The sequence below is a fragment of the Aestuariivirga sp. genome, from assembly GCF_047602625.1.
Classification (GTDB): domain Bacteria; phylum Pseudomonadota; class Alphaproteobacteria; order Rhizobiales; family Aestuariivirgaceae; genus Aestuariivirga.
Map to the genome: position 1 here is coordinate 1,727,050 of NZ_JASGGV010000002.1, position 19,097 is coordinate 1,746,146.

At 61.8% G+C, this 19,097-nt stretch carries 17 protein-coding genes and 1 riboswitch; of the genes, 10 read left to right on the forward strand and 7 right to left on the reverse strand.

The annotated features are described in order from the left end of the window. Window positions 1–69: 69 nt before the first annotated feature. Together QM694_RS13600 and QM694_RS13605 are read right to left on the reverse strand one after the other, a co-directional pair. Window positions 70–1,293, reverse strand: coding sequence for a CaiB/BaiF CoA transferase family protein (locus tag QM694_RS13600; protein WP_415007471.1), 1,224 nt, complete (start codon window positions 1,291–1,293; stop codon window positions 70–72). Window positions 1,294–1,321: 28 nt separating this feature from the next. Beyond that, window positions 1,322–1,879: a hypothetical protein gene (locus QM694_RS13605; RefSeq protein ID WP_415007472.1), complete on the reverse strand. Its 558-nt coding sequence runs from the start codon at window positions 1,877–1,879 to the stop codon at window positions 1,322–1,324. Between the two features lie 13 nt (window positions 1,880–1,892). On the opposite strand from QM694_RS13605, the gene QM694_RS13610 reads away from it, so the two are divergent. The 8 genes from QM694_RS13610 (at window position 1,893) to QM694_RS13645 (ending at window position 11,428) form a co-directional block, all read left to right on the forward strand. Then, window positions 1,893–3,644: a sulfatase-like hydrolase/transferase gene (locus tag QM694_RS13610; protein ID WP_415007473.1), complete on the forward strand. Its 1,752-nt coding sequence runs from the start codon at window positions 1,893–1,895 to the stop codon at window positions 3,642–3,644. 14 nt (window positions 3,645–3,658) lie between these two features. Continuing rightward, complete coding sequence (locus QM694_RS13615) at window positions 3,659–4,426, forward strand: CDP-alcohol phosphatidyltransferase family protein (protein ID WP_415007474.1); 768 nt, start codon at window positions 3,659–3,661, stop codon at window positions 4,424–4,426. 180 nt (window positions 4,427–4,606) lie between these two features. Continuing rightward, window positions 4,607–5,776 carry an extracellular solute-binding protein gene (locus QM694_RS13620; RefSeq protein ID WP_415007475.1) on the forward strand — a complete coding sequence of 390 codons (1,170 nt, stop codon included), beginning with the start codon at window positions 4,607–4,609 and terminating at the stop codon, window positions 5,774–5,776. Window positions 5,777–5,933: 157 nt separating this feature from the next. After that, complete coding sequence (locus QM694_RS13625) at window positions 5,934–7,019, forward strand: ABC transporter ATP-binding protein (protein ID WP_415007476.1); 1,086 nt, start codon at window positions 5,934–5,936, stop codon at window positions 7,017–7,019. Then, window positions 7,012–8,016, forward strand: coding sequence for an ABC transporter permease (locus QM694_RS13630; protein ID WP_415007477.1), 1,005 nt, complete (start codon window positions 7,012–7,014; stop codon window positions 8,014–8,016). The genes QM694_RS13625 and QM694_RS13630 overlap by 8 nt, the downstream gene beginning before the upstream one ends. Next, a complete protein-coding gene (locus QM694_RS13635) occupies window positions 8,013–8,894 on the forward strand; it encodes an ABC transporter permease (RefSeq protein WP_415007478.1) in 882 nt (293 codons plus the stop codon). The genes QM694_RS13630 and QM694_RS13635 overlap by 4 nt, the downstream gene beginning before the upstream one ends. A 63-nt stretch (window positions 8,895–8,957) precedes the next feature. Beyond that, window positions 8,958–9,524, forward strand: coding sequence for a LemA family protein (locus tag QM694_RS13640; RefSeq protein WP_415007479.1), 567 nt, complete (start codon window positions 8,958–8,960; stop codon window positions 9,522–9,524). A 5-nt stretch (window positions 9,525–9,529) separates the two neighbouring features. Then, complete coding sequence (locus QM694_RS13645) at window positions 9,530–11,428, forward strand: DUF2207 domain-containing protein (protein WP_415007480.1); 1,899 nt, start codon at window positions 9,530–9,532, stop codon at window positions 11,426–11,428. A 1-nt stretch (window position 11,429) separates the two neighbouring features. Here QM694_RS13645 and QM694_RS13650 read toward each other — a convergent pair whose 3' ends face one another. Genes QM694_RS13650 through thiB form a run of 4 tightly spaced genes read right to left on the reverse strand, consistent with a single transcriptional unit; the run spans window position 11,430 to window position 16,472 of the window. After that, a complete protein-coding gene (locus tag QM694_RS13650; RefSeq protein WP_415008631.1) occupies window positions 11,430–13,211 on the reverse strand; it encodes an ATP-binding cassette domain-containing protein in 1,782 nt (593 codons plus the stop codon). A 45-nt stretch (window positions 13,212–13,256) separates the two neighbouring features. Further along, the gene (locus tag QM694_RS13655; protein ID WP_415008632.1) at window positions 13,257–13,934 is read right to left on the reverse strand and encodes an ATP-binding cassette domain-containing protein; all 678 of its coding nucleotides are present in this window, start codon (window positions 13,932–13,934) and stop codon (window positions 13,257–13,259) included. Window positions 13,935–13,965: 31 nt separating this feature from the next. After that, window positions 13,966–15,501, reverse strand: coding sequence for a thiamine/thiamine pyrophosphate ABC transporter permease ThiP (locus tag QM694_RS13660; RefSeq protein ID WP_415007481.1), 1,536 nt, complete (start codon window positions 15,499–15,501; stop codon window positions 13,966–13,968). After that, window positions 15,477–16,472: a thiamine ABC transporter substrate binding subunit gene (thiB, locus tag QM694_RS13665; protein WP_415007482.1), complete on the reverse strand. Its 996-nt coding sequence runs from the start codon at window positions 16,470–16,472 to the stop codon at window positions 15,477–15,479. Before thiB ends, QM694_RS13660 begins: the two co-directional genes overlap by 25 nt. 40 nt (window positions 16,473–16,512) lie before the next feature. After that, a riboswitch (TPP riboswitch) is annotated at window positions 16,513–16,617 on the reverse strand. A gap of 57 nt (window positions 16,618–16,674) precedes the next feature. Here thiB and QM694_RS13670 point away from each other — a divergent pair. Next, on the forward strand, window positions 16,675–17,313 hold the full coding sequence (locus QM694_RS13670) for a thiamine diphosphokinase (RefSeq protein WP_415007483.1): 639 nt from the start codon (window positions 16,675–16,677) through the stop codon (window positions 17,311–17,313). After that, a complete protein-coding gene (locus QM694_RS13675; RefSeq protein WP_415007484.1) occupies window positions 17,306–18,520 on the forward strand; it encodes a class I SAM-dependent RNA methyltransferase in 1,215 nt (404 codons plus the stop codon). The genes QM694_RS13670 and QM694_RS13675 overlap by 8 nt, the downstream gene beginning before the upstream one ends. Here QM694_RS13675 and efp read toward each other — a convergent pair. Continuing rightward, entirely contained in the window at window positions 18,517–19,089 is a 573-nt protein-coding gene (efp, locus tag QM694_RS13680; RefSeq protein WP_415007485.1) for an elongation factor P, read from the reverse strand. The two genes, QM694_RS13675 and efp, sit on opposite strands and share 4 nt — an antisense overlap. Window positions 19,090–19,097: the final 8 nt, after the last annotated feature.

Below are 19,097 nucleotides of genomic sequence, written 5' to 3' on the forward strand. Positions count from 1 at the left end.
ACTGAATGGCGCTTGAACGCCATGCCGGAATGATGGCCGATTTGCCGTTGACGCGCAACGGCCCGTGCGTCAGCCGATAACGCCCTCTGATCTCAGTCTGGCAACCGCCGCGTCGTCCATTCCAAGGACATCCCTCAGCACCTTTTCCGTGCCGTCGCCCAGCTTCGGTGCGGGCTTTTCATACGCAACCGGGGTTTCCGAAAAACGGACGGGGTTCGCCACCCCCGGCACCTGAACGCCGTCATCCCGTGTGAGCCCGATTTGCAGCCCGCGCGCCAGCACCTGTGGATTTGCGAACACCTGGTCGATGCTGTTGATGGGGCCGCAGGGAACCGCCGCCGCCTCGAAGGCCTCGACCCACTCCGCCGTGCTGCGCGCCGTCATCTGCCGGGCCAGCAAGGGAATGAGGTCCGCGCGGTTCTGCACCCGGCCCGCATTGGTCTGGTATTTTGCATCTTCAGCCAGCTCCGGCACGCCGATGATGCGGCAATATTCGCGGAACTGCCGGTCATTGCCCACCGCCATGATGATATAGCCGTCAGCTGTCTGGAAGGTCTGGTACGGCACGATATTGGGATGGGCATTGCCGAGCCGTCCCGGTGCCTTGCCGCCCACCAGATAGTTCAGCGCCTGGTTGGCCAGCACCGCTACCTGCGTGTCGAGCAGCGCCATGTCGATATATTGGCCTTCGCCGTTCTTTTCGCGGTGGAACAGCGCCCCCAGAATGCCGAGCGCGGCATAAAGCCCGGTGAAGATATCCGCGAAGGCCACGCCCACCTTCATGGGCTCGGCACCCGGCATGCCGTCGGGCTGCCCGGTGACCGACATGAGCCCGGCCATACCCTGGATCATGAAGTCATACCCGGCGCGCTGGGCAAAAGGGCCTTCCTGCCCGAAGCCGGTGATCGAGCAATAAACCAGCCGGGGGTTCACGGCTTTCAGGCTCTCATAGTCGAGGCCATATTTTTTGAGCCCGCCGACTTTGAAATTCTCGATCACCACGTCGGACTTCTCCGCCAGTTCGCGGATCAGCTTCTGGCCCTGGGGCGTCGCCATGTCGATCTCGACCGACCATTTGCCGCGGTTTGCCGAAACGAAATAGGCGGCGTCGCCCTGCGAACCATCGGCATTTCGAATGAAGGGCGGACCCCAGCCGCGCGTGTCGTCGCCTTCGCCGGGCTTTTCGATCTTGATCACCTCGGCGCCGAAATCGGCCAGAAGCTGCGTCGCCCATGGTCCCGCCAAGACACGGGTAAGATCGAGAACGCGGAGATGCGAAAGTGGTCCGGCCATGGCTGCTCCAAAAGATGAAGCGCGGGTTCTAGCCCGCCAGCGCCGCGAAGGCCACCCACGCGGAGTCATCAATATCGAGGCCGTTCGCGTGGGCCAGCGCCAGCTTTTCCGCATAAGGATTTTTGCTGCGCTCGCCGCCCAATGCGAAAGCCGGATCAATCGGGCAGCCAATGCTGATGTTTTCACGCACGGCGAAAGGCAGCAGGAAAAGCCCATGCCGGACATTGCGCAGAAAAGCCCGGCCATTTTTCACGACATCACGCGCCACTGCCGGTCCGATTGCCGCACAACTCACATTGTGAAGGTCAAGCCCGAGAGCATCCCGGTCGAGGCGCAAGGTTGAAAACGGCTCGGACAGCGCCTCGGTCAGGAGCTTCACCCCGCCATAGCCACATGCCTCGAGCCAGGCGGTACCCCAGCCGGTTTCGGCAGGGTCTGACACGCCTGATTGCGTGGCTTTTCCCGCCGCCAGCGACTGAAGCTGTTCAAACGTCACATGCATGGCCTCATTAACCGCGATTTGCGCGTCAAGGCAATCTGGCAACGCTGTTGCAGAAGGGTCATCCAGCTGTCGCAAAACTGACATGGAGGCCGCTCCCGTGACCATTCGCCAAGACCGCGCCTTGCTGGCGCCCGGAGCGCCCGGCCCGTGGAATGGACGGCTCATTGCGCTCAAGCTCGCCTTGCTGGCAGCCTTCATGGTTCTCACCAATTTCGGATTTGGCCAGCGCATCGCGCTGCTTCTCGACAATCACCGCTTTGGAACACTTCTGCCATTTCTTTTCATCTGGGCCCTTGCGGCGCTGGCGGTGGTGGCCGTGGCTCTTCATCCGCGCTGGAGCGTCAGAGTTTTCTGGGGCCTTCTCATTGCGGCATCAACCGCCGTTGCCTGGGGTTATCACCGCGCCAGCCAGTCAGAATTGACGGTCTTTGACATTCTCTCGCTGTGGAATGCCCGTCACGAAGCAGGCCGTGCGGCGGATTTCTATGGCATGCAGATGATCCTCGCGGGGGGCGTATTCGTGATTGGGGCACTGCTCATCATCTTGCCGCCGGTGCCCGCCCGCGCGGGCATGAAGCGCCTGCTGTCATGGTCGGCGGCCCTGCCTCTTGTTCCCGTTCTGGTGATCGGCGGCATCGTGCTCGACAAGGCGGGCGGGGGTTCGCAATCGCTTCCCGTGCAATTCGCGCCCATCGCCCTGTCGTCTCTTGCCGGAGCCAAGGTCATGCTGCAGGGCAGCCCCGAGCGTCAGGCCGTGACATGGAAGCCCGAAGCGAAACCCTCGACACGCAACATTCTGATGCTCGTCGACGAAAGCGTGCGCGCCGATTACATCGACTTCACGCCCGGCAATCCCTATACGCCCGGCATCGCCAGCCTCGCGGACCGTTTCGTGAATTTCGGCCCTGCCGTATCGGGCGGCAATTGCAGCAATTATTCCAACGCCATTCTCCGCTTCGCTGCGTCGCGTGAAGATATTGTGGGATCGGTGAACACCAGCCCGACGCTGTGGCAATATGCGAAGAAGGCGGGCTTCCGCACTGTGTTCATCGATGCGCAGGCGGGCGGCATCACCAATCCCGGCCTCATGCAGAACTTCATGACGCTGGACGAGAAAGCCCAGATCGACGCCTTCTACGCCATCCGCAATGTCGACAGTGCCCATGCCGATGAAGAGCTGGCGAAGATCGTCGAGAAGGAGCTGGTGGGCAATCGGCCGGTCTTCATCTATGCCAACAAGAACGGCGCGCATTTTCCCTATGACCATGCCTATCCGGTTGAGCAGGCGAAGTTCCATCCCACCATGGCGGAAGCGGCGTCCGATACTCAGCAGGGCCGCATCGCCTCCTATCGCAACGCCATTGCATGGTCCGTCGACAGGTTCATGAGCAACTTCTTCGCGGCAGCCGATCTCTCCCACACCACAGTGGTTTACACGTCCGATCACGCTCAGACGCTTGATCCCAACCTTCTCACGCATTGCCAGGTCGATGATCCCGATCCGCGCATGGGCGTCGTGCCGCTGATGGTCTTTTCCCCTGATCCCGCCACTCGCGCGGCGCTGGCTGCGGGTGCGCAGAAACTGAAGGGCAGCGCCAGTCACTTCGACATCGCGCCCACGCTGCTTCATCTCATGGGCTATGCCGAAAAGGATATCTCTATGCGATACGATAAATCACTGTTCGACGGCAGCGCGCGGGCACCCGCTTTCACCAGCGGCGATATCTTCGGGCTGTTCGGCTCGGCCATCCATTGGAACCCCGTTGATCTCAAGGCGCGCTATCTCGAACCGCAGCAGAACCAGCCGCTGCCGCAAGCTGCGATCAAAAAAGAGGAGACGGCTGGATGAGAGCGGTGAACGGAATGGTCCGTCTGTGGTTTGGGCCGCACGCGGATGCCTATGTCCGCCATATCCCCGCCAATGCCGTTACCATTCTGGCGCTTTGCTTCGGCATGACGGGCCTCATCTTTGCCGATCAGGATCAGATTTCGGCCGCCATCGGTTGCGTGCTGATGGCGGGGCTTCTCGATGCCTGCGACGGCCGGGTGGCGCGGGCTACGAACAGCGCCTCACGCTTCGGCGCCGAGCTCGATTCGCTTTCCGATGTCGTCTGCTTTGGCGCTGTCCCGGCATTCATCCTCTACCGCTGGGGATTGTCCGCCTACGGAGCAACAGGCTGGCTTGTGTGTCTTTGCCTTGTGGCGGCGGCGGCCCTGCGCCTTGCACGCTTCAATGTCGCGGTGACTGACCAGAACCGCCCATCATGGCAGTCGCATTTCTTCGTTGGGATCCCCGCGCCCGGCGGTGCCTATCTGGCCTTGCTGCCGGTTTATGCCGCGAACAGCGAAGCCTTGCCGCAAGCGCAAGCCGTCACTCTTGCCCTTTTTGCCGTCCCCGTGGTGTCAGGCCTGATGGTGTCGGCATGGCCCAGCTTTTCGGCCAAGGCGATCAGCCGCAAGGCCATGCGGCTCTTGTTTATTCCATCCTTGTTTCTGGCCGCATTGGTGGCATTCGGCCTTTTCGTGGCGCCATGGCTGACCCTCACGCTGTGCGGTGCGCTCTATCTCTGGACGTTGCCCGTCAGTAAATGGCGGTTCGACCTGCACATCAGGCGCGGCGCCAGCCGATAAGTCCAGACCCGGCACAGGGCTGGAGCCAGATTCCGGAACCCCATTGCCACCCTTCACAGGACCGTCATAATGTCCTGAAATGAAATCAAAGAAGCCGGTCACACCGGACAGGATTTTGAGGGAGCTCAAAAATTGCAGCGGTTGGCATTCCGCCTGCCGCCATCCAGGAGGATTAATAGCATGAAGAAGAAGACACCCATGACCTCGGCGCAGGAGACGATGCGCGCGGCCATGCTTTCCCGCCGCTCGATGCTCAAGTCAGCAGCCGCACTGGGCGCCGTGGGCCTGAGCTTCCCGCTCGTCACCCGCAATGCCCTCTCGTCCTCGGGCGAACTGAATCTGCTGATGTGGTCGGACGAATTTCCCGATCCGGTGATCCCGAACTTCGAAAAGGCCTCCGGCATCAAGGTGAACCAGACGCCCTTCTCGCAGAATGAGGAGCAGATCAACAAGCTGCAGGCGACCGGCGGCGAAGGCTTTGACCTTTGCCAGCCCACGCTGAACCGTGCACCGCAGTATCACGATCTGAACGTGCTGGCCCCCTTCGACATGAACAAGGTCAAGAATGCCAGCGCCATCCTTCCCTCCATGATGGAAGGCTCGGCCAAGCTCTGGACATGGGACGGCGGCCTTTACCACCTGCCGCATTGCTGGGGTTCGGAAGCGATTTCCTACCGCACCGACCAGTACAAAGGCGACCCCGCCAAGCTGAGCTTCGGTTCGCTGTGGGAAGATGATGTGAAGGGCCACACGCAGGGCCGCGGCCACTCGTTCCTGCTCGGCATCGGTCTGTGGATGGACAAGACCGGCAAGCTGCCGTCCAACCGCATGCTCGATGGCTACAAGGATGCCGACAGCTTCAAGAAAATCTGGGATCCGATCTTGGCTTTTGCCATTGATCACAAGGCCTGGGTGAAGCAGTTCTGGGATTCCGCCGACAACACCAAGTCGGGCCTGATGGAGAACGACGTGTGGATCGGCCAGACCTGGGATGGCCCCCCCATCTCGCTCTGGAAGGCCGGCAAGCCCGTCAAGTATCAGGCTCCGCTCGAAGGCGCCATCACTTGGGTTGACGGCCTCTCGCTGCTGAAGCCGGCGCAGAACCTCGATCAGGTCTACGCCTTCCTCGAATATCTGCAGACGCCGGAAGCCTCCGCCGCCGTCGCCGAAGGGTCGGGCTATAACCCCGTCGTCACCGGCGCGGATGCCAAGCTGTCGGATCAGGCCAAGAAGATCTTCCAGGAAGCCTATCCGGGCGACGCCCTCAAGAACCTCTGGCCCTGGCCGGCCGAACCCTCCTGGTATGCGGAAATCCGCAGCCAGTATGTGGACAAGTTCAAGGCGGCTTGATCGTCTGACGTTACAGGACTGTGGCAGCCCCGGAGCAACTCCGGGGCTGGCTTGTTTTGCAGTGCGGTAGGTTCTGCTTGCGCTTGCCGCGGGTTCGATGGATGATGATCGGCGAAACGGGCAAAGACCCGGCGCTGGGGACAGGGGTGGTTTCAGGATGAGTGCTGGCGTTGAGCTGGACCACGTTTCGGTCCGCTTCGGAAATTTCACCGCCGTCGACAATGCGACGCTCGACATTCAGGGCGGCGAGTTCTTTTCGTTTCTTGGTCCCTCCGGCTGCGGCAAGACAACGATCCTGCGCACCGTGTCCGGGTTTCTTGATCCCTCCGCAGGCACCGTCCGCATCGGCGGGCAGGACATGGCGGGCATTGGCCCCAACAAGCGCCCAACCGCGCTGATCTTCCAGAATCTCGCCCTGTTTCCGCTGATGAGCGTGGCCGAGAATATTTCCTACGGACTCCGCGTGCGTGGGCAGGGAAAGGCCGAGCGCCGCAAGAAAGCGGACGAATTGCTGGAGCTGATCGCGCTGCCCGGCCAGGGTGACAAGCTGGTAGGAGAATTGTCGGGCGGCCAGAAACAGCGTGTCGCCATTGCGCGTGCGCTGGCGGTGCAGCCCAAGGTGCTGCTGTTGGACGAGCCCCTGTCGGCGCTTGACCTCAAGTTGCGCCAGCACATGCGGAATGAGCTTCGCGCCATCCAGAAGCAGGTGGGCATCACTTTCATTTACATCACCCACGACCAGGGCGAAGCGCTCACCATGTCGGACCGCATCGCGGTGATGAGCGATGGCGTGATCCAGCAGGTGGCGGACGGCAAGACCATCTATGACCAGCCCGATACCACCTTCGTTGCCTCCTTCGTGGGCGAGAACAATCCTTTCACCGGCAAGGTGAAAAAGGCCGACAAGACGGGTGCGGTCATTGATACGCCGTTCGGCGCATTGCGCGGCCGCAACCCCAAGGGATTGAAGGCAGGCGACAGCGCCATCCTTTTCGTCAGGCCGGAATCGTTGCAGCTCGGCAAGGGTGCCGCGGATGCGACGCTGTCTTCCGAAACGCTGAGCGCCGCCTTCGAAGGAAACGCCACCCACGTCTTCCTGAAAGGCGCTGGCAAGAAGGACGTCACCATGACGGTGGGCCGCGGCGGCGGCGCGGCTATTCCCGATCAGGGCGAGAAAGCCACCGTGTCCTATGATCCGGCCATGGGCGTGGTGCTGCCGGAAGGAAAGATGGCCCGTGAGTAGCCGCGCCTTCGTCTTCATTCTTCCCTTCGCGGTCATCGCCATGTTCTGGCTGATGGCGAAACGCGAAGGCCGGCAAAGCAACGACCCCAATCATCGCAGTTTTTTCGAGCGCAATGGCACCGCGCTGTCGATCACCTTCATCGCGCTCGTGGCCTTCTGGACGCTGTTCCTCGTCAGCCTGCCTTATCTTTACATGGTGGTGGAGAGCTTCCATCCCCGCCTGCCACCCATGCAGCGCGGCGGCCCCAATGATTTCCTGACCATCGAGCAGTACAAGTCCTTCATCATCACGCCGACCGATGGCACGCTCAACACCATCCACATCTGGGCCTTCCTCACCAGCATTCTGGTTTCGGTGGCGGTCACCGCGCTGAATTTCGCTATCTGCTATCCGCTTGCCTTCTACATGGCGCAGGTCGGCACGGCGCAGAAGGTGCGCCTGCTGATGCTGGGCCTGATCGTGCCCTACTGGGTGAATGAAATCCTCCGCGCCTTTGCGTTGAGGCTTTTGCTCGCCTCCAAAGGCCTCATCAACCAGGCGCTGATGGGCCTGCACTTCACCGATGCCCCCATCGATTTTCTCGGCAACAATACTGGCCTCTATGTCGGCCTCTCCTATGCCTATCTGCTGGTGATGATCTTCCCGCTCTATAATGCCATCGAAAGCCTCGACAAGAATCAGGTGGAAGCGGCGCGCGACCTTGGAGCGCCCTGGTGGCGCATCCACAAGGATGTGGTGATGCCCTATGCAAAGCCCGGGATCGCATCGGGCTGCACCATGGTGTTCATGCTGTCCGCCGGTTCGCTGGCCGCCCCGCAGTTCCTCGGTGGCCCACGCACCCTGTGGTTCACCTCGATCATCTATGATTTCTTCTTCCAGAACTTCAATTGGCCGCGCGGCGCCGCCTATGCCTTCATCCTGCTTGCCGCCTGCATCGCCTTCGTGATGCTCATGCTAAGGCTCTTCAAGGTTTCGCTCGGGGAGACCATCCGATGAGCTCGAAACTGGTGATGCGGGGGATGATCGGCTTCTATATCTTCCTCTTCTTCCTCTATCTCTTCGGCCCCCTGCTGGTGATGAGCGTCACCGCCTTCAACACCTCCAGCTACCCGCAGGCCGTGCCCTTCGAGGGTTTCACCCTCGACTGGTTCGTGAAGCTCTGGAACGACCGCGCCATGATGGCAGGCCTGTGGAACTCCATCATCATCGGCCTGGGTGTGGTGGCGCTGTCGGTGCCAGTCGGCCTCGCCGCCTCGATCATCATGAGCCAGATCTATCACCGGGCGCGCGGGCTGTTTTATCTCATCACCATTTCGCCCGTGCTCACGCCCGGCGTCATCATCGGCATCTCGACGGTGATTTTCTGGAAGGACGTGCTGTCGGTCACCGATGTCACCAAGGCTGTCTTTTACAAGGGCATCATTCTCGCCATCTTCGGCCAGGCGAGCTTTGTCTCGGCCTACGCGCTTCTCATCATCATGGCGCGCCTGCAGCGCTTTGACCGCGCGCAGGAGGAAGCGGCGCTCGATCTCGGCGCATCCTATCCGCAGGTGTTCTGGCACATCCTTCTGCCCTTCCTGAAACCGGCGCTGATCTCCGCCGCGGTGATCGGCTTCCTGTCCTCGTTCGAAAACTACAACACCACGACCTTCGCCATCCTTGCCGACAAGACGCTGGTGACGGTGCTGGCCGGTCAGGTGCGCCAGGGCACGACGCCGGCCCTTTCGGCGCTTGCCGTCATCATCATCGGCATTTCCTTGGCCGGCGCGATTGTCTTTGAGCTCTTGAAGCGGCGGGAGGAACGTCAGGCCGAACGGGCCAAGGAATCCGCCAAAATTGCGGAACGCGCCGTCACGGCCCCCGCCGCCGCCTGACCGCTTGCCTCCGGATGCGGGAAGCCCGATACTCCGCAACCTCGTCTGGAGCGGAGAACCCCCATGTCGTTCGGCCTTGGCCTTCTGGCCCTTATCGTCATCATCGGCGGATACCTTGCTTATGCCTATAATGCGCTGGTCACCAACAAGAACCTGGCCGCCGAAGGCTGGAGCGGCATCGATGTCCAGCTGCGCCGCCGCGCCGATCTGATTCCCAATCTGATCGAAACGGTGAAGGGCTATGCCTCGCATGAAGACAAGCTCTTCCGCGATATTGCCGATCTCCGCGCCAAAAGCATCAGCGGCAGCAGCAGCGTGGCCGAGCAGTCGGCGGTGGGGCAGGCGATGTCGGCGGCTCTGGGGCGGCTCTTCGCGGTGGCCGAGGCCTATCCGGAACTTAAAGCTGACGCCAATTTCCGCGACCTTCAGGACAAGCTTGCAGGCATCGAGGACGAAATCCAGATGTCGCGGCGCTATTACAACGGCGCGGTGCGCAACCTCAATACGATGATCGAGAGCTTCCCGTCCAATATCGTCGCCAATTTTTTCCACTTCCAGAAAGCCGAGTTCTTCGAGATCGGCGATGCGGCGGCCCGCGAAGTGCCGAAGGTTGATTTCAGCAAGCCCTGATCATCATGCGGCGGCTTTTCGCGCTTCTTGCCTGCCTGATCTGCCTCGCAGCACCTGTATGGGCTGATGAGCGCATCACCAGTTTTCAAAGCGATGTCACCGTCAACGCCGATGCATCGCTGAGCGTTCAGGAAACCATTGCCGCGAATGCCGAGGGCGATGACATCCGCCACGGCATTTTCCGCGATTTTCCGACCACCTATACGAATCGCAACGGCCAGACCATGCGCGTGGGTTTTGACGTCGCCAGCGTCACGCGCGACGGGCGAAGCGAGCCTTACACGCTGGAATCAATTGATCGCGGCACGCGCGTGAAGATCGGCGATGCCGATACGCTGATCCCCTACGGCCCGCATGTCTACGTCATCACCTACAAAACCACGCGGCAGATCGGGTTCTACGATCAATTTGATGAACTCTACTGGAACGTCACCGGCAATGGCTGGAAGTTTCCCATCGACAGGGCGTCGGTGCTGATCCATTTGCCGGAAGGCGCAAATATTCTTCAGCATGCGGAATATACAGGATACGCGGGATCAAGAGGCAACGACGCGCAGGTTCTCGACTCTTCCGGCAATATCTATCGCGCCGAAACGACCCGCCCGCTTGCGGCTGGAGAGGGGTTTACAGTAGCAGTTGGCTGGCAAAAGGGCATTCTGCAGCCGCCGACCGATAGCCAGAAATGGTGGTGGTGGCTGAGTGACAATGCCGGCATCTTCATGAGCCTTCTGACGCTGCTGGGAGCCGGTCTTTATTATCTCTATGCCTGGGCGCGCGTGGGGCGCGATCCGCCGAAAGGCACCATCGTTCCGCTTTTCACGCCGCCGCCGGTGTTGGGCCCCGCCGGTGCCCGCTTCGTGTGGAAACAGGATTTCGACAATCGCACGTTCGCTGCCGCCCTGGTGAGCCTTGCGGTCAAAGGCCGCCTGAAGATTTTTGATGACGATGGCGACTATGCCATCGAAAAGAAACCTGACAGCGGACAGCCGCTCACGGCAGCTGAAAAAACGCTTTACAGCCTCTTGCCCGCTGGCCGCACGCAGCTGAAGCAGAAGAACAATGCCGTCATACGGCCCATCCGGTCGGGGCTGCAGAAGGCTTTGGAAAATGAATATGTCGGCAGCGTCTTTGTCCGCAACATCAGCTGGTTCATCACGGGCGCGCTGATTTCCGTGGCGGGCATTGCGCTGGCCGCTCTCCTTTTGCCGGGCGAGGACCGAGGCACCGCCTTTTTCTCCATCGTCTGGATGGGCGTGTGGTGGACGGTCATCATCGGAATGGTGTGGGGTGCGGTGGCGGCGGCATGGCAGGCCAAGGGCATTCTCAAGAAGCTTGGCTCTGTGCTTGGCATGCTGTTCTTCGTGCCGTTCATCATCGCGGGTGTCGCGGTGCCGGTGGGCATGTTCTTCTCAGGCGGTTCGCTGCGGGTGTTCTGGATCATCGCTGCCGCCGCGCTGCTCGCCGTCATGAACGTGGTGTTCCTCCATCTTCTGCGCGCCCCAACCGTTTCGGGCCGCACGCTGCTGGATCAGCTTGAAGGCTTTCGCATGTATATGAAGACGGCGGAAGAAAAGCGCCTGGACATGCTGAACCCGCCGGAGAAAACGCCGGAACTCTTCGAGCGTTACCTGCCCTATGCGCTGGCGCTGGATTGCGAGAATGAATGGAACGCCAAATTCGCCAGCGTTCTGGCGGCGGCGGCTGTTGCGGGGGCTGCGGCACCGCTCTGGTACTCCGGCAGCCATTGGAACCCCGGCAATATCGGCGGCTTCACCGACAGCCTGGGATCAAGCCTTGCATCTACATTGTCGACCGCTTCGACGGCGCCGGGCAGCAGTTCGGGGTCGGGCGGTGGCGGCTCTTCGGGCGGCGGCGGTGGGGGCGGCGGCGGTGGCGGCTGGTAGCTCAGCCGTTTTCCAGCGCCTCGCGTTTCAGTTCCAGTTCCAGCCAGCGCTCCTCGGAGCATGAAAGTTCCTCGCGCGCCGCCGCGAGGCTGGATGCGATGCTGTTGAACGCTTTGGCATCGCGGGCGAACAGGGCCGGATCGGCCATATCGGCTTCCAGTTTGAGAATCTCCGCCTGAAGCTCTTCCATGCGGCGCGGCAGTGTCTCGAGAGCGTGCTTTTCGTTGAAGGACAGTTTTCGTTGTGACGCGGATTTGACGGGGGGTGCCGAGGCTTCGGGCTTTTCGGGAACGGTAGTTGTTTTTACCTTCCGCGCCTCAACCCCAGACCCGCGCTGCGCCACCATGTCGGAGTAGCCGCCCGCATATTCGGTCCACCGGCCCTCGCCTTCCGACATCAGCACCGAGGTCGCCACACGGTCGAGGAAATCGCGGTCATGGCTCACCAGCAGAACGGTGCCGGTGTAGTCCCCCAGCATGTCCTGCAGGAGATCGAGTGTCTCGAGATCGAGGTCATTTGTCGGTTCGTCCAGCACCAGAAGGTTGGAAGGCTTCGCCATCTCGCGCGCCAGGATCAACCGCGCGCGCTCGCCGCCGGAGAGAACGGAAACCGGTGTCCGCGCCTGTTCCGGCCGGAACAGGAAATCCTTCATGTAGCTCACCACATGGCGCGTCTCGCCATTGATGGTGACGCTTTGCCCCCGCCCGGCGGTGATGACGTCTGCCAGCAGTGCATCGGGATCAAGGCTTTGCCGGCTCTGGTCCAGTGTCACGGTCTGGAGATTGGTGCCCAGCCGGATGCTGCCGCTGTCCGGTTCCATCTGCCCGGTCAACAGCTTGATGAGCGTCGTCTTGCCTGCGCCATTGGGGCCGACGATCGCCAGCCGGTCGCCGCGCATGACGACAAGATCGAGGGCGGACACGATAGGACGGTCCCCAAAGGATTTGGAGACCTTCTTCACCTCCACCACCAGCCGCCCCGACAGATCGCCAGTGGATGCCGTCAACCGCACGCTGCCCAAAGCGCCCACATGCTCCCGCCGCTCCTTTCGCATCGAGGCGAGAAGCCCGACACGCCGCATGTTGCGCTTGCGCCGCGCCGTCACGCCATAGCGCATCCAGTGTTCTTCGGCGGCGATGCGCTGCGCCAGCTTCGCCTGCGCGGTTTCCTCTTCCTCCAGCACCTGGTCGCGCCACTGTTCGAATTGCGCGAAGCCGCGCTCCATCCGCCGTGTCGTGCCGCGATCGAGCCACACCGTGCGGTTGGAGAGTTTTTCGAGAAAACGCCGGTCATGGCTGATGATGACGAAGGCGGAGCGCATGCCGAGAAGCTCTTCTTCCAGCCACTCGATGGCGGGGAGATCGAGATGGTTGGTTGGCTCGTCGAGAAACAGAATGTCGGGCTCGGGCGCCAGCGTACGGGCGATGGCGGCGCGGCGGATTTCACCGCCGGAGAGATGCGAAGGGAGGGCCCCGCCATCAAGCCCCAGCCGCTCCAACAGATAGGTGGCGCGGTGCGGATCGTCCGTCGGCCCAAGCCCGGCCAGCACATAGTCGAGCACGCTTTTGAAGCCAGAGAGATCGGGTTCCTGCGGCAGGTAACGCATGGTGGTGCCGGGCTGCACCCAGCGCTCGCCGCCGTCCTGTTCGATCAGCCCGGCGGCGATCTTGAGCAGTGTTGATTTGCCGGAACCATTGCGCCCCACCAGCGCCACCCGCTCGTCATCGGCCAATGTCAGCTCCGCCCCGTCAAGGCAAGGCGCGCCGCCGAACGTCAGGTGAATGTCGCGGAGATTGAGAAGGAGTTCGAGCCATGGCGGGGACCTAGCCTATCGCCGCTCACTTCTCCAGTCCCCGAGATAGGCCCTGAGGTCCGGAAGATCGGTTGCCTCGAAGAGTTCCTGCGTCGGCCGCGCGGCGCGCACCCGGCCATCGGCGATGAAAATCGTCAGGCTCGCCGCCGCGAGCGCGTCTTCCGGCTGGTGCGTCACCATCAGAACGGTGAGGCCGCGTTCTTTTTGTACATCGGAAAGAAGGCCGAGCATGTCAGCGCGAAGGCCTGGGCCCAGCGCCGCAAAGGGCTCATCCAGCAGAAGGATGGGCCTGTCCCGCACCAGCGCGCGGGCGATGGCGACGCGCTGCCGCTCGCCGCCCGACACGTCACCGGGCTTGCGGTGTTTCAGATCGAACAGCCCCACGCGCTTGAGAGCGGCATCGACGGCAAGTGTCTGCTGCGCCGTCAGCCGAAGCGATGGCGCAACGCCAATGGCGACGTTTTGCCAAAGGTCGAGATGCGGGAACACATTGTTGTCCTGGAAGATCATGTTCACCGGCCGCTTGTCCGGTGGAACATCCGTCATGTCCTCTCCGTCTAGACTCACATGGCCCGAGAGAGGCCGTTCAAATCCGGCGATCAGCGACAGAAGAGTAGACTTGCCGCTGCCGCTTGGCCCGATCACCGCCGCGAACACGCCTTTCGGCACAGCCAGCGTGAAGGACATCGTCATGTCTTCATAGCGGAAGCTGACGTCCTGAAGATCAATCACGCGCAGTCCTCCACCGGTCGGCCAGTGCAACGAGGGCAAGCACAAAAACCGCCAGCACAAGGGCCGTGCCCGCCGCATCGGTGCTGCGATAGCTTCCCATCTGGCGGTAGATCAGCGCGGGCAGCGTCACCATGTCCTGCGATCCCAGGAGGAGAATGGCCGTGAGGTCACCGAGCGACACCACGGCCGCCATGATGAAGGCCAATCCGAGCGGCCTCTTTAACGCCGGCACATCAATGAGCCGGAAGCGCGCGAAACCGGAGATACCCAAACTCGCACACAGCCGGTCATGCCGCGCAGCTTCGGCGGCAATGGCGGGCGCAAGCGTTGTGTAGACGAAAGGCAAAGCCGCGAGGCTGCTCATCGCCACCACCAGCAGGACCGCCGGGATGGCAATTCCACCGCGCACCAGCAGCACGAACCAGCCTGTCGCCAGCACCGCGGGCGGAAGCATCAGAGCGCCAAGGCTCGCCGCTGAAGACAGGCGCGGCCACCAGACGCCGCGCGCCGCGGCCTGCGCCAGCGGCCAGCCAAGCAGCGTGGCGATGAGGGCGGAGGAGACACCGAGCGCAAGACTGGTCGCCACGGCCTGCAGCAGCAGAGCCGATACATGAAATGTCATCAGCCCATCCGCTACGACGGCGGCAAGCGGCGGCAGGAAGATCAGGAGCGAAATGATGATGGCCAGAAAATCGGCCATCCGTGAGCGGAAGGTTTTTCCATCATAGCGAATGATGCCCAGCCTGACGGAGCCTGAGGCAGCAAACGCTGCTCCATACCTCTGCGCCAGCAATGCAAGACTGGTGCAGAGCGCGAGCTGGACGAGAGCCAGTGCCACGGCGCGCTGCGGGTCGAAATCAAACCGCAGTGCCTGATAGATCGCCACTTCCAGCGTCGTTGCCTGTGGCCCGCCGCCAAGCGTGAGGACAACGGTAAAGCTCGCCGTACACAGCAGGAAGATGAGAATGGCGATGCCCGGCAGCACGGTGCGGAGCTGTGGCCATTCCACCTGCCGCCAGATCGCACCGCCGCGAAATCCAAGCTGCGTGGCCAAGCGGAAATGCTCCGGGGGAATGGCGTCATAGGCAGTGAGCATCATCCGTACCGCCATCGGGAAATTGAAAAACACATGCGCGAGCAGAATGCCGGTAAGCCCGTAAATGGGAATACTGCCACCCAGAAATCCATGCGCGCCGTAAATGTCGGTGATGCCCAGCACCACAACGATGGCCGGAAGCGCCAGCGGCAGGCCGAAGAGCTTCACGATCAGCCCGCGCCCAGGAAAACCCTGCCGCGCCAATGCCCGCGCCACAGGCAGGGCGAGAGCGATAGCGAGCAGCGTCGAAAGCCCGGCTTGCAACAGCGTGAACAGCGTCACCCGCAGAAGATAGGGATCGCCGCTCACAGGCGCGCCCATACCCAGCATGACGACAGGCAGAAATCCCGCCAGAATCAAAGCGAGGATCAGCGCCAGCGCGATGGCCGCCGCGCCGTGTCGCCCCATTACTTCGCCATGACGTTCAGCCATTCATCGATCCACGCGCGGCGGTTCTGGTCCACCTCATCCGGCGCATAGAGCAGCGATTTGGCGGGTTTCACCAGATCATTGAAAGCGGCCGGCAGCGGAGCCGAGGTTGTGCCTGCCGGGAACATCCAGTTGTTGGTGGGGATTTCATCCTGAAACCCCGGCCCCATCATGAAGCGAAGGAAATCATCGGCCAGCTTCTGATGCTGCGATGTTGCGGTGACGCCCGCCACCTCGATCTGCAGGTAGTGCCCTTCCGAAAACGCCGCCGCCTTGTAGCGCGCCGTGTTCTCGGCAATCACATGATAGGCTGGCGACGTGGTATAGGAGAGAACCATTGGCGCTTCTCCCTTGGTGAACAGCGCATAGGCTTCCGTCCATCCCGGTGCGGTGGTGAGAATACGCGGCTTGAGGCTGGCCCAGGCCTCAGGCACCTTGTCGCCATAGACCTTTTTCATCCACAGCAGGAAGCCGAGCCCGGGCGTTGAAGAGCGCGGATCTTCCAGAACGATTTTCTGCTGGGGATCGCCATGCACAAGCTCATCAAGACTTGCGGGCGGCGTCTTGATCTTTTCACTGTCGTAGACCACCGCGAAATGCGCGTAGTCGAACGGCATGAAAAACTCATCTGTCCATGGCACCGGTGTTTTGGCGAGAGCAAGATCCAGCCCGTGCTTGCGGAAAAGCCCGGTCTTGGCCGCCTCGGCCGTCAGGTTGGTGTCGAGACCCAGCACCACATCGGCCTTGTTGCTCTTGCCTTCAAGCTTCAGGCGGTTGAGCAGCGCCACACCATCGCCGGGCGCCACCCATGCGATGGTGCAATCGCATGTCTTCTCGAAGGCCGCCTTGATCTTGGGGCCCGGGCCCCAATCGGCCACGAAACTGTCATAGGTGTAGATTGTCAGCACATCCTTGGCGGCGGCGGGCGCAGCAAGGCAGAGCAAGGCGACGAGGGCGGGGACTATTCTTTTCATAACACCTCCATGCGCCGTGGATGGAGGTTTGGAACAGGTGACCCGTTCCGCCCGCAATCCCTCCGCCGGCATGATCCGGATCAGGTTCAGCGGGTTGAGGCGTTAGCCCCTCTCAGCCACTGGCGTGGCACCCCGTTGAGAGCAAGGCCACATGTAAAGCTTGGGCCGTGCGCAGGCAAGCTTCTTCTGCTAGAGGGCTGGCATGAGCAGTTTTGCCATTCTCTTGGGGGGTGAGGTCACGGTTACGCCAAGGCTCCGCGCCCAGATCAGGGGCGCCCGCGTCATCGCCGCAGACAGTGGCATGATGCATGCGGCGGCCCTCAACCTCATGCCGGAACTCTGGGTGGGCGATTTCGATTCCGCTGGATCTGAACTGGCGATCCAGTACCGCGACATTCCCCGCCAGGTGTTCCCGGCTGAAAAGGATACCACCGATGGCGGGCTGGCCATTGCCGAAGCCTTGAAGCGCGGCGCAAAAAGCATCGTTCTCGTCGGCGGAATGGGCGGCCAGGCCGATCACGTGCTGGGGCACCTCGGCCAGCTTCTGCATCTAGCGAAAACGGGCATCGCCTGTTTTACCACCAGCGGGCATGAAGAGGCGCGGCCGCTTCTGCCGGGTTCTATCCCGCTGGACATCCCTACGGGAAGCCGTCTTAGCATTGCGCCGTTTAGTGACCTGCTAGGCCTCGATCTCGATGGCGTGAAATGGCCACTGGAGAAGCGTGACGTGCCGCTGGGCTCCACGCTCACGCTTTCCAACGTTGCGCTGGGGCCGGTGCGGATCGGTCTTGTCTCCGGCTTCGGCATCGTGTTGGCCTATCCCTTGTCTTCCGATGATTGAACAGCATCTTCACATTGAGGCGTTGGGCCGCCGCGCCGAAGGCATAGCCACGCACGATGGTCAAACGGTCTTCGTCGCGCGCACTCTGGCAGGCGAGGATGTGACGGTGGATGCGGAGACAGGAAAACTTCTCCGTATTGACAGGCCCTCGCCGGATCGCGTTGATCCCTTCTGCGCCTATTATGGAGAATGCGGCGGCTGCCAGCTGCAGCACATGGCGGAGCAGGCCTATGGGGCTTGGAAGCGCGATCTGGTGATTCAATCTTTCGCCCAGCGCAGTATCAAGGCTGAGGTGGATGATCTCGTCGATACCCATGGTGCGGGCCGCCGCCGTGTCAGCCTGCATTTCCGTTATCGCGACGGAGAGCCGCGTGCCGGTTTCATGGCGCTGCGCAGCCACGATCTTTGCGATATTGCCGCCTGCCCCATTCTGGTGCCTGCTCTTTCGCGCGGGCCGGATATCGCGCGCAGCCTCGCCGCGGTGCTGGGTGATGGCGATGCCGTTCTCACCGCAACGGAGACTGGCGTTGATGCTGCTGTGAAGGCGGAGCGCAAGGTGGTGGAACGCGAAGCGCCAAAACTGGCGCGCTTTGCCGAGACGCATGATCTGGCGCGTCTCTCCGTGAATGGCGAAACAATCGTCACGCGCCGCCCGCCCGTCATCACCATGGGCGGCGCGCCGGTTGTCATTCCGCCGGGCGGTTTTTTGCAAGCCACGGCGGAAGGGGAATCCGTTCTTGCTGCGCTTGTGTTGGAAGGCCTTGGCAAGTCGAAGGTGGTGGCTGATCTTTTCTGCGGCTGCGGGCCTTTTGCACTCCGCATCGCCGTGCGCGCCAAGGTGTTTGCCGCTGATAGCGACAAGGCCGCCATCGCCGCGCTCATCCGCGCCCATCGCGAGACGAGCGGCCTGAAGCCCCTCACCACCGAGGTGCGCGATCTCTTCAAGGCGCCGTTGGTGGCGAATGAACTGAAGGAGTTTGACGCCGTGGTCTTCGATCCGCCGCGCGCCGGGGCGGAAGCGCAGGCGCGCCAGCTTGCGAGATCAAAGGTCAAGACGGCAGTCGCCGTTTCCTGCGATCCACAGACGCTGGCGCGCGATGCGGAAATCCTGATCGGCGGCGGCTACACGCTGAAACGCGTGACCCCCGTCGACCAGTTCAAATGGTCATCGCATGTAGAAACTGTGGCGGTGTTTGTCCGCCGTTAGTCCTTGGCGCGTTCCACGTAGGAGCCGTCTTCTGTCGCCACCACGATGCGGGTGCCAGACACGATGTGGGGCGGCACCATGGTACGCACGCCATTGGACAGCAGCGCCGGCTTGAAGGATGAAGAAGCCGTCTGGTTCTTGATCGCCGGCTCGGTTTCGACGATCTCAAGCACGATGCGCTGCGGAATTTCGATTGAGATCGGCGATCCGTTGAACAGGGCGATCTGGCATTCCATGCCTTCCTGCAGATAGGGCGCGAAATCGCCCACCATGTCCGAAGACAGGCTGATCTGCTCGAAGCTTTCGGGGTTCATGAACACATATTGCTCGCCATCCTGGTAGAGATAGGTGTGCATGATGGTTTCGACGAAGGCGCGTTCCAGCGTGTCGACCGTCTTGTAGCGAACCACCGTCTTGATGCCGTCCGAGATGCGGCGCATGTCGATGGTGGTGGTGGGCGTGCCCTTGCCCGGGTGCATGCTTTCGGCCTTCAGCACCACGTAAAGCTTGCCGTCTTCATGTTCGATGACGTTGCCCTTGCGAACGCCGCTTGCAATGATCTTGACCACTGTTGCCT

Bases quoted from the DNA above. Each gene is read 5' to 3' on its own strand.
- QM694_RS13600 (WP_415007471.1), bottom strand. From the start codon at position 1,293: ATGGCCGGACCACTTTCGCATCTCCGCGTTCTCGATCTTACCCGTGTC.
- QM694_RS13605 (WP_415007472.1), bottom strand. From the start codon at position 1,879: ATGTCAGTTTTGCGACAGCTGGATGACCCTTCTGCAACAGCGTTGCCA.
- QM694_RS13615 (WP_415007474.1), top strand. From the start codon at position 3,659: ATGGTCCGTCTGTGGTTTGGGCCGCACGCGGATGCCTATGTCCGCCAT.
- QM694_RS13620 (WP_415007475.1), top strand. From the start codon at position 4,607: ATGAAGAAGAAGACACCCATGACCTCGGCGCAGGAGACGATGCGCGCG.
- QM694_RS13625 (WP_415007476.1), top strand. From the start codon at position 5,934: ATGAGTGCTGGCGTTGAGCTGGACCACGTTTCGGTCCGCTTCGGAAAT.
- QM694_RS13635 (WP_415007478.1), top strand. From the start codon at position 8,013: ATGAGCTCGAAACTGGTGATGCGGGGGATGATCGGCTTCTATATCTTC.
- QM694_RS13640 (WP_415007479.1), top strand. From the start codon at position 8,958: ATGTCGTTCGGCCTTGGCCTTCTGGCCCTTATCGTCATCATCGGCGGA.
- QM694_RS13645 (WP_415007480.1), top strand. From the start codon at position 9,530: ATGCGGCGGCTTTTCGCGCTTCTTGCCTGCCTGATCTGCCTCGCAGCA.
- QM694_RS13655 (WP_415008632.1), bottom strand. From the start codon at position 13,934: ATGACGATGTCCTTCACGCTGGCTGTGCCGAAAGGCGTGTTCGCGGCG.
- QM694_RS13660 (WP_415007481.1), bottom strand. From the start codon at position 15,501: ATGGCTGAACGTCATGGCGAAGTAATGGGGCGACACGGCGCGGCGGCC.
- thiB (WP_415007482.1), bottom strand. From the start codon at position 16,472: ATGAAAAGAATAGTCCCCGCCCTCGTCGCCTTGCTCTGCCTTGCTGCG.
- QM694_RS13670 (WP_415007483.1), top strand. From the start codon at position 16,675: ATGAGCAGTTTTGCCATTCTCTTGGGGGGTGAGGTCACGGTTACGCCA.
- QM694_RS13675 (WP_415007484.1), top strand. From the start codon at position 17,306: ATGATTGAACAGCATCTTCACATTGAGGCGTTGGGCCGCCGCGCCGAA.